Origin of the sequence: Acidiphilium sp. PA (assembly GCF_026191915.1) — a bacterium.
In the GTDB taxonomy this organism is placed as follows: Bacteria; Pseudomonadota; Alphaproteobacteria; order Acetobacterales; family Acetobacteraceae; genus Acidiphilium.
Genome location: NZ_JAIMBY010000001.1, coordinates 756,586 through 765,877, shown reverse-complemented (window position 1 = coordinate 765,877; position 9,292 = coordinate 756,586). Strand labels below are relative to the sequence as shown.

At 64.1% G+C, this 9,292-nt stretch carries 8 protein-coding genes; 2 read left to right on the top strand and 6 right to left on the bottom strand.

Annotated features, from left to right (window positions below; all coding sequences use genetic code 11):
• Positions 1-128 precede the first annotated feature (128 nt).
• From AruPA_RS03540 to AruPA_RS03515, 6 genes are all read right to left on the bottom strand, one after another.
• On the bottom strand, positions 129-725 hold the full coding sequence (locus AruPA_RS03540; RefSeq protein ID WP_265635091.1) for a hypothetical protein: 597 nt from the start codon (positions 723-725) through the stop codon (positions 129-131).
• 328 nt (positions 726-1,053) lie between these two features.
• Positions 1,054-2,469: an NAD(P)(+) transhydrogenase (Re/Si-specific) subunit beta gene (locus AruPA_RS03535; protein ID WP_265635089.1), complete on the bottom strand. Its 1,416-nt coding sequence runs from the start codon at positions 2,467-2,469 to the stop codon at positions 1,054-1,056.
• A 12-nt stretch (positions 2,470-2,481) separates the two neighbouring features.
• Positions 2,482-2,877 (bottom strand): NAD(P) transhydrogenase subunit alpha, encoded by a 396-nt coding sequence (locus AruPA_RS03530; protein ID WP_265635087.1) that lies wholly within the window; start codon positions 2,875-2,877, stop codon positions 2,482-2,484.
• 178 nt (positions 2,878-3,055) lie between these two features.
• Positions 3,056-4,195 (bottom strand): Re/Si-specific NAD(P)(+) transhydrogenase subunit alpha, encoded by a 1,140-nt coding sequence (locus AruPA_RS03525; RefSeq protein WP_265635084.1) that lies wholly within the window; start codon positions 4,193-4,195, stop codon positions 3,056-3,058.
• Between the two features lie 213 nt (positions 4,196-4,408).
• Positions 4,409-5,725: a DEAD/DEAH box helicase gene (locus AruPA_RS03520; RefSeq protein ID WP_265635082.1), complete on the bottom strand. Its 1,317-nt coding sequence runs from the start codon at positions 5,723-5,725 to the stop codon at positions 4,409-4,411.
• Between the two features lie 291 nt (positions 5,726-6,016).
• The gene (locus tag AruPA_RS03515; RefSeq protein WP_265635080.1) at positions 6,017-6,283 is read right to left on the bottom strand and encodes a hypothetical protein; all 267 of its coding nucleotides are present in this window, start codon (positions 6,281-6,283) and stop codon (positions 6,017-6,019) included.
• 205 nt (positions 6,284-6,488) lie between these two features.
• Between AruPA_RS03515 and AruPA_RS03510 the strand changes: the two genes are divergently transcribed.
• Both AruPA_RS03510 and AruPA_RS03505 read left to right on the top strand, forming a co-directional pair.
• Positions 6,489-8,549: a DUF6600 domain-containing protein gene (locus AruPA_RS03510; RefSeq protein WP_265635078.1), complete on the top strand. Its 2,061-nt coding sequence runs from the start codon at positions 6,489-6,491 to the stop codon at positions 8,547-8,549.
• 160 nt (positions 8,550-8,709) lie between these two features.
• A complete protein-coding gene (locus AruPA_RS03505; RefSeq protein WP_265635077.1) occupies positions 8,710-9,285 on the top strand; it encodes a hypothetical protein in 576 nt (191 codons plus the stop codon).
• Positions 9,286-9,292: the final 7 nt, after the last annotated feature.

Here is a 9,292-nt window from a genome sequence, read left to right as displayed (position 1 = left end):
CCCCAGCGCCTCGCCATCACCAAGCCCGCAAGCCCCGGATCAACGCACCGGCGCTTCCGCGCGACTGCCCAATGTCTGGTTGTAAAGCCCGCATGACGCCCAAAGCCGAATGCGGCTTCATGAATTTTTCAGGCTAAATATTCCAACATTTTCACCGAACGCACTTGGCCCATCGATAGTCGAATAGTTTGTTGCTGTGCCCCCATGATATCAAGGGCATAACCCGTGCTTTGGAGGCCTGTAATTAGGCCATAGTTTAACAAAGTTCCACTATTTTCAACAACTGAATTTTGGACAAACCCTTGCCCTATAATTGTCCCGAAATTTGTTAGGAGTCCATTCGTCAAACTGACGCCGCTGCCACCACCGGCTCCATTTCCAGCTTCTATCACGCCACTTCGTCCGTTAGTGAGAGTCCCGCCAAACATCGAAACCCCGGTGGCCTGCGCCGCGCCGTATCCCCCGAGGATCGTGCCCTCGTTGGTTACTAAGCTTGACGGCAGAAAGACACCAACTCCGCCGTTTATTCCACCATTAATAATGCCCTCATTCAAAAGCGTTCCGCCATTCACATCGACGCCAGTTTGTCCTTGAAGCGAGGGTTCGATGTAACCTGCAGATAATATGGTTAGGGGACTTGGATAATTCCCCACGCCGTAGATCGGTCCGATCGTGTTAATCGTGACGCTTACATTTACTGTTCCACTAATCGTGCTTTGTGACATTCGAGTTTACCTAAAGAATATAACATTAATACTTCTTTACGAAAATAACCTCACTGATATCTGTCGGCTTGGCAAGCCTTTTTCTATAAAAACTAAATTATTTTTCTTAAAATTGAATTTTTCAACTTCAGGTTGACACCGTTTTGGGAGATAACACTATAAAAATAAGATCTATCGGCGAATGTGTAGTGAGTTCCGGTGTTGACGGTCAAACAACACCTTTCCCGTCTGATAAAAGGCATGCGTGTGCGCGGAACGCTAACTCATTGATTCCAAAGGCTAAGCCTTTGGCGGGGTCCAGGGGCAGAGCCCCTGGCCTTACTTGCCTTCACTTACCCAGCGACTGCGCAATCTCTTCAGTCATCTTCTTCGCATCCCCGAACAGCATCATTGTGTTGTCGCGGAAGAACAACTCATTATCCACACCCGCATAACCGGACGCCATCGAACGCTTCACGAACAGCACGGTCTTCGCCTTGTCCACTTCCAGGATGGGCATGCCATAAATCGGCGACGCCGCGTTGGTTTTGGCGGCGGGGTTGGTGACGTCGTTGGCGCCGATGACGTAAACGACGTCGGCGGTGGAGAATTCGTTATTGATGGTTTCGAGTTCGAACACTTCATCGTAGGGCACGTTGGCTTCGGCGAGAAGCACGTTCATATGGCCGGGCATGCGGCCGGCGACGGGGTGGATGGCGTATTTGACTTCCACACCTTCCGCCTTGAGCAGATCGGCCATTTCGCGGACGGCGTGCTGCGCCTGCGCGACCGCCATGCCGTAGCCGGGCACGATGATCACTTTCGAGGCGTTGGACATGATGAAGGCGGCATCTTCCGCGGAGCCGGATTTGACGGTTTTGTCCCCCATGCTCGCGGCCGGCCCGCCCGCGCCGGCATCGGTGCCGAACCCCCCGAGCAGCACGTTGATGATCGAGCGGTTCATGCCCTTGCACATGATGTAGGACAGGATCGCACCCGAGGAACCCACCAGCGCACCGGTGATGATCAGCGCGTAATTGCTGATGGTAAAACCGATGCCGGCGGCAGCCCAGCCGGAGTAGGAGTTCAGCATCGAGACCACGACCGGCATGTCCGCCCCGCCGATCGGGATGATCAGCAGGAAGCCCAGCGCGAGGGCGGCGAGGGCGATCAGCCAGAACAGGGTCTGCGAGCCGCCCGAGGCGACGAAGGCGATGATCAGGATCAGGATCAGGATGCCGATCGCAAGGTTGAGGTAGTGCTGGCCCTTGAAGGTGATCGGCGTGCCCTTCATCAACGCCTGCAGTTTGGCGAAGGCGATGATCGAGCCGGTGAAGGTGACCGCGCCGATCGCAAGACCGATCGACATTTCAATCAGGCTTTCGAGCCGCAGATGCCCGGGCGTGCCGATACCGAAACTCTGCGGCGCATTGAGCGCCGCGGCGGCGACGAACACCGCCGCGAGTCCGACCAGCGAGTGGAAGGCGGCGACCAGCTGCGGCAGCGCCGTCATCTGGATGCGCTTGGCGACCACGGCGCCCGCCGTGCCACCGATGGCGACGGCGACGATGATCAGCCCGACGCCACCGAGCAGCATGCCCGGATGCGCAAGTGTGGCCAAAATGGCGATGACCATGCCGGCCATGCCAAGCTGGTTGCCGCGGCGCGAGGTAACGGGGCTCGACAACCCGCGCAGCGCAAGGATGAACAGGACGGCCGAGACGATATAAGCGAGCGTGATGCCCGGATCGGATGCGTAATTCATTTCGGCCTCGCCTTATTTGGTCTTTTTACGGAACATTGAGAGCATACGCGCGGTGACCATGAAGCCGCCGAAAATATTCACCGACACCAGCATGATGGCGAGAAAGCCGAACGCATGGGCCGCGAAATCGCCGTGCAGACCGGCGGCGAGCATGGCGCCGACAATGATGACCGAAGAGATGGCGTTGGTGACGGCCATCAGCGGGGAGTGGAGTGCGGGGGTAACGCTCCAGATCACGTAATACCCCACGAACACCGCCATCACGAAGACGGCGAACAGGTCGATCAGCGGCGCACCGTGCGGCCCGCGCGCGGCTTCCTGGGCGGCAAAGCCGGCGGCGTTCTGCGCGAGGATGGACGCTTTATGGGCAAGGTTGGCGGCCTGGCCCGCGAGTTCGGCTGGGGTCATTGTGGGCTCCTGGGCGGGGTAAGCGAATGGGGGCAGGCGAGGGACGCAAGGGCTTCTTTTTTGTAAAAAAGAAGCAAAAAACTTTTGTTGATCTGGCTCACGGGTGGTTTCACCTGCACGGTCTCATGGAATAAAGTTTTTTTGCTTCTTTTTTTCAAAAAAAGAAGTGCTTGTTTTCTTATGCCGCCGCCTGTTGCATGAAATTCGGATGAACAACGGCACCACCCCGGGTCAGCAGCACGCCTTTGACGATATCGTCCTCGGCCGGCAGTTTCGGGGTTTTGCTGTCCTTGTCCCAGAAATTGGTCAAAAACGTCAGCAGGTTACGTGCATAGAGCGTGCTGGCGGCAACGCCGATGCGCGCGGGCCAGTTGCGGTAGCCGAGCACCACCACGCCGTTATCGGTAACGATGCGTTCGCCCGGCATCGTGGCCCCACAATTGCCGCCGGCATCCGCCGCGATATCGACAATCACGCTACCCATGCGCATGGCGGCGACCGCTTCCGCTGTCACGATGATCGGTGCCTTGCGGCCCATCACCAAGGCGGTGCAGATGACAATGTCGTTTTTCGCCACGGTTTCGGCGATCAGCGCGGCCTGTTTGGCGCGGAACTCGGCGCTCATCTCCTTGGCATAGGCGCCGGTCTGGGCTTTGCTTTCCTCATCCTCGACCCCGATGAACGTGGCACCCAGGGATTTGATTTCCTCCTTCGCCGCGGGCCGGACATCGGTCGCCGAAACGATCGCGCCGAGCCGCCGCGCGGTGGCAATGGCCTGCAGACCGGCAACCCCGGCACCCACCACAAAGACCCGGGCCGGCGGCACGGTGCCGGCCGCGGTCATCATCATGGCAAAGCCGCGCGGGAAGGCTTCCGCCCCCTCGATCACCGCCCGATACCCGGCGAGATTGGCCTGTGAGGACAGCACGTCCATCGACTGGGCGCGGGTGATGCGCGGCAGCAGTTCCATCGAACAGGCATCGATGCCGGCCGCGGCATAGGACTGGGCAAGCGATGGATTGCCGGCCGCGCCCAGCGTACCAATCAGCAGCGCGCCGCGCGGGATCATCGCGAGGGTGGCGTCGTCGGGTGCCTGAACGGTAAGAACCACGCCGGCACCCGCAAGCGCGGTTGCCGCATCGGCCACAATCTCGGCACCGGCATCCCGCAGCGCGGCGTCCGAAATCGCAGCGGCTTCCCCCGCCCCGGCCTCGATCACCACCTGAATGCCCATAGCCGTGAGTTTCTTGACCGAATCGGGCACCGCGGCGACGCGGGTTTCCCCCGGCAGGCGCTCTTTCAATACCGCTAGACGCATCAGTTCCATCCCTTCGTGCAGCGCATGCAATCGAATATTATGTTGGCGAGCCCCATCGCAAGCGACATAAATGCCACAAGGACGCCGCCCGCGTTGAACTCTCGCACCATGGGCGGCGTGCGATGTCAAGCGCGATCGGCGCGACGCAGCACGGCCAGGGGCAACCCCCTGGCCGTGCGCGTCGCAACAAGGTGAATCTGGTGGCGCTGCGGCTCAGCCGGTGCGGCTGGCGCTGCGGTTCCCCTCGCTGCGGCCGCGGCCCGGCGCGGCGTAGGCGCGCTGCTGCGGCCGGCCGTGTCCGGTCTTCGGTGCCCCGCCGCGATTCTGGCCACCACCGTTGCGGCCCTGGTTGTTCGCGCGGTTCAGGTGCGGCGGCAACACGCCGCGCGCGGGCACGGCGCCGCCCGGGATCAACTGTTTGCCGATCAGGCGCTCGATATCGCGCAGATAGGTGAGCTCCGCCGGTTCGACGAACGACACCGCAATCCCATCCGTGCCGGCGCGCGCGGTGCGGCCGATGCGGTGGACATAGGATTCCGGAATGTTCGGCAGTTCGAAATTCACCACATGGGAAATCCCGTCGACATCGATGCCCCGGGCGGCGATGTCGGTCGCGACCAGCACCTTGATGCGCCCCTGGCGGAACTGATCGAGCGCGCGTTCCCGCTGGCTCTGGCTCTTGTTGCCGTGGATCGCCGCGGCGCCGATGTTCGCCGCTTCCAGATGGCGGCAGACCTTGTCCGCGCCATGCTTGGTGCGCGTGAACACGATGGCGCGTTCAACGCCCGGCTCTTTCATCAGCGTGACGAGCGCATCCTTCTTCGCCTCGCCGGACAGCAGCATGACCCGCTGGTCGATCCGGTCGATCGGCTTGGATTCGACGCTGACCGCAACCTCCCGCGGGTTGCGCAGAAATTCGGCGGCAAGCGCACGGATCGGCTTGGGCATGGTGGCGCTGAACATCACCGCCTGACGGCGGGACGGCAGCATCGACATGACCTTGCGGATCGCCGGCATGAAGCCGAGATCGAGCATCTGGTCGGCTTCATCGAGCACGATCATCGCGGTACCATCGAGCCGGATGGCACCGGTGGAGACATGGTCGAGCAGACGGCCCGGGGTGGCGACCAACAGGTCGACGCCGGGCATCATCTGGCGGGCCTGCGGGCCGGGCTTGGCCCCGCCGATCACGACCGCGACGCTGGGACGGATGAATTTACCATAGATGCGCGCGGCATCCGCAATCTGGGTGGCCAGTTCGCGGGTCGGCGCAAGGATCAACGTGCGGCAGCCGCGCGCGCCGGGGTTGGTGCGCTGTTCGACCAGTCGGTGCAAAATGGGCAGCACGAAGGCCGCCGTCTTGCCGGTGCCGGTCTGGGCGATGCCGACCAGATCATGGCCTTCGAGGATGATGGGAATGGATTGCGCCTGGATTGGCGTGGGCGTGGTGTAGGATTCGGCCGTCACGGCGCGCAGCACGGGCTCGGCAAGGCCGAGGTCGGTAAAAAGGGTCAAGGAAAATGCTTTCATGGTCCCGCTCCCGGGCCGGGGGCGCGACATTTAGGTTTGAGGAAGCATGCGTAGAACAGCCACCCGTTGAAGCGTGCAAGGCCTGGTTTTACCCGCCGCCAACCTGGGATGAGGCACCCCTGCGGGCACCACGCATCCAGTGAACATTGCCGCCGACGAAACCGCCGCATCTACGAGCACTGTTCTGTTGCACTGCACATACAGGCTCATGCCGGGGTTTGGCAAGCGAAACCGCGTGCGATGGCGGCAGGGCTGCTGCGCTATCGCATCACAAAAGCCGCGCGGCGGATATCAGTGCCGGTCGCCCCAGCCGCCCCGGTCGCCACCCCACCGGCCGCGGTCCCCGTCACCCCAGCCGCCACCCCAACCACCGCCCCAGCCTCCACCGAGAAACAGGCCGCCGCTGACCACGGGCGCGGGTGCCACATATGCCGGCGCGGCATAACCCCCGCCGTAGTCGTAGCCATAGGTACTCGGGTAGTAGACACAACCAGACAGACCAATCGCCGCGCCGCCAAGCGCGATCATGACGATGGTTTTGCGCAGTATCAGTTTCATCGAAACACCTCATTGGACACTGGCTGCTATATAGGTGCGCGCTTGTGGCAAGGATGAGGCGAAATGGTCCCAGAATTGTAACGTCCCGCAACGTTCCGCCTTGATACTGCCGTGATCCGGTCCCTATTAGGCCGCAGCCGACGCTATTTACTTCAATCCTGACGACAAGATCGACCTCAACGCGGCCGCCCCACGGAGACACGCCATGCGCCCCAGTTTGCGTTTTGCCCCATTTCGCGTCGCTTCGCTTCGGGTGGCGCTGGCCTTAACGACGGCGATCGCCGCCGTGCTGCAGGGCGTTCCGCAGGCACGGGCGCAGGATGCCGCCGCCCCGGCGCCGCCGGAACGGGTCGGCCAGATCGCGCTGGCGCGTGGATCGGTTTCGTTCGATAGCGAAGGTTCGAGCCAATGGACGCCGGCCGCGCTGAACTATCCCGTAACGAGCGGCGATGCGCTCTACACCCAGCCGGGCGCCGAAGCGGCGGTCGCGATCGACTGGAGCCGGATGACGCTGAACCAGGCGACCGAGCTGCAGGTCACCACGATCGGGCCGCAGGTGGTCGATGCCGCGCTGTCGCAAGGCGAGATGTATATGGATGTGCGGAATCTGGCACCGGGCGCAAGCTTTGCGATCACGACGCCGCGCGGCACCGTAACGATTGCGCAGGATGGCCGGTACGACATCGTCGCGGGTGATCAGACCGCCCCGACCACCGTCACCGTTATCAGCGGCGCGGCGCAGCTGCAGGGGCAGAACGTCTCGCTGGATATCGCGCCGGGCGAGACCGCGACCTTGCAGGGCGCCGATCCCGTCACGGCGGCGCTGGGGGCGGGTCAGCGCGACCCGTTCGTGGCGCGCATGCTGGCGGTGCGGTATGCCCCGCCGCCCGCCTACGTGCCGGCGGTGGTGAACCAGATGACCGGCGGCTATCAACTCGCCCAATACGGAACATGGTCCCAGACGCCGCAATATGGCGCGGTCTGGTATCCGCGCGTCGCATCGAGCTGGGTGCCGTACCGCGAGGGGCATTGGGCCTATGTCGCCCCCTGGGGCTGGACCTGGGTGGATAGCGACCCATGGGGGTTCGCGCCGTTCCATTACGGGCGCTGGGTGCAGTACGGCGGGCGCTGGGGCTGGGCACCCGCGCCGGTGGCCTACGACGCACCGGCCTATTACCAGCCCGTCTATGCCCCCGCGACGGTGAGTTTTTTCAACGTCGGAACCGGCGTGGCGATCGGGGTGGGCATCACCGCCGCGGCGTTCGCGGCCGGCTCAATCGGATGGGTGCCGCTGGCGCCCGATGAGCCGTATCGGCCATGGTATCACTGCCCGCCGCGCTATGTGCAGCAGGTGAATTACTACAATATACGCAACCCGAACCGCTTTACCGATATCCACAACAAAACCATCATCAACAATTACGGGCCGGCCCGGTTGCTCAACCGGGGCGCGGCGACCGTGATCCCGGCCGCCGCGATGCGGCGCGGCGATCCGGTCGGGCGGTTCGGGCGGCCGGCACCACGCGCGGTGCTGGCGGCGGCACGGCCGGTGCCCCCGGCCGGGTTCGGCGGGCCGGCCGCGCATCCGGGCGGTCCCGGGTTGGGCCGTCTACCGGGCGCGCCGGGGCCAATGATCCACCGTGTCGTGGCACAGGCCCCGAGGCCCGCGCCGTTTGCCGCGTCACGCGGACTGCCCGTCGCACGGCCCGCACCGATCCGCCCCGCGGCGATCCGGCCGCAGATCCACGTGATGCCGCGCAGCCCGAATCCGCACCCGGGTGCCATGCCGCAGGCGGCACATCCGATGCCGGCGGCGATCGGGCGGCCGATCCAGCCGGGCGGAACGATCCATATGAACACGCCGCAGACTCCCCGGCCCCCCGCCGCACCGGCGCGGCCAGACGGATTGCACCCGCCCCAGAACAGGCCGTTCGCACTCCATCCGCAGCAGGTCCGGCCGGCGGTACCGGCTTACCATCCACCGGCCCAGCCGCAGCGGCCGCAACCATTCCATCCGCCGGTGCCACAGGCGCGGATGCAGCCCCCGCAGTCTCACCCGCAGGTGCAGCAGCCCCGCCCCGTCGCCCGGGCGCCACAGTTCCATCCGCCGGCCCAGCAGTTCCACGCGGTGCCGCGGCCCCAACCGGCGCCTCATCCGGTGCAGCATGCGGTGCAGCCGCGGCCCCAATTCCATCCCGCCCCGCACCCCGCGCCGCCCGCCGCAGGCCGCCCCGCGCCGAGGCATCCGGACCAGCCGCATCCATGAACAGGGCAGCGCGCACGCGGGCCGCGCGTCCCACTCACGGCCGTGAAAAAATTAGCGCCGTCCCGGCCGGGATTGACCCGCTCGACACCGTCCGGCCCGGCCACGGACCGTTCGCGGATGGCCCTATCAGTGCCGGCCCGCCGCGTGGTACTGTCATGCCATGCAGGACCCTGCCTTCCGCACCATGACTGAACAACGACGGCGGCGGCTGCGCCGCATGGTCGAAGACGTCCTGCTGTTGCCCCTGGCGTTGCTGCTGGAGTTTCTCGAACGGGTCATCTGGGACGGCGCCAAGGCGCTGCTCGAGTTGGTTTCGCGCCTGGCCGTGGTCGCGCGGCTGCGGCGGTTTTTGCAAAAACTGCCACCGCTGGTGGTCGTCTTTCTGTTCCTGATCCCCGAGGCGATCGATCACTTGAGCGGCTTCTGGGCTACGGTGCTGTTCGTCAAGGGCAACTGGCTCGCGGCGACCATCGTGGCCGTGTTTATCAAAGGTTTTGCGATCCTGCTCGGACTTTGGATCTATCAGTCGTGCGAGGAGACCCTGATGTCGGTGCGATGGTTCGCCGTCGCACATGACAAGGTGATCGTCGCGCGCGACTGGGTGCTGGACCGCACCCGGCCGATCCGCCAGCGCCTCCGGCTGGCCGCGCGCGATGGCGAGCGGGGCCGGCTGGCGCGGCGCCTGGCGGCATGGCGGCAACGGATCGCAGCCGCGATGAACCGCCCGGCGCGATGAGGCTCGT

Coding starts and splice junctions, on each gene's coding strand:
- AruPA_RS03540 (WP_265635091.1), bottom strand. CDS start 725: ATGTCACAAAGCACGATTAGTGGAACAGTAAATGTAAGCGTCACGATT.
- AruPA_RS03535 (WP_265635089.1), bottom strand. CDS start 2,469: ATGAATTACGCATCCGATCCGGGCATCACGCTCGCTTATATCGTCTCG.
- AruPA_RS03530 (WP_265635087.1), bottom strand. CDS start 2,877: ATGACCCCAGCCGAACTCGCGGGCCAGGCCGCCAACCTTGCCCATAAA.
- AruPA_RS03525 (WP_265635084.1), bottom strand. CDS start 4,195: ATGCGTCTAGCGGTATTGAAAGAGCGCCTGCCGGGGGAAACCCGCGTC.
- AruPA_RS03520 (WP_265635082.1), bottom strand. CDS start 5,725: ATGAAAGCATTTTCCTTGACCCTTTTTACCGACCTCGGCCTTGCCGAG.
- AruPA_RS03515 (WP_265635080.1), bottom strand. CDS start 6,283: ATGAAACTGATACTGCGCAAAACCATCGTCATGATCGCGCTTGGCGGC.
- AruPA_RS03510 (WP_265635078.1), top strand. CDS start 6,489: ATGCGCCCCAGTTTGCGTTTTGCCCCATTTCGCGTCGCTTCGCTTCGG.
- AruPA_RS03505 (WP_265635077.1), top strand. CDS start 8,710: ATGCAGGACCCTGCCTTCCGCACCATGACTGAACAACGACGGCGGCGG.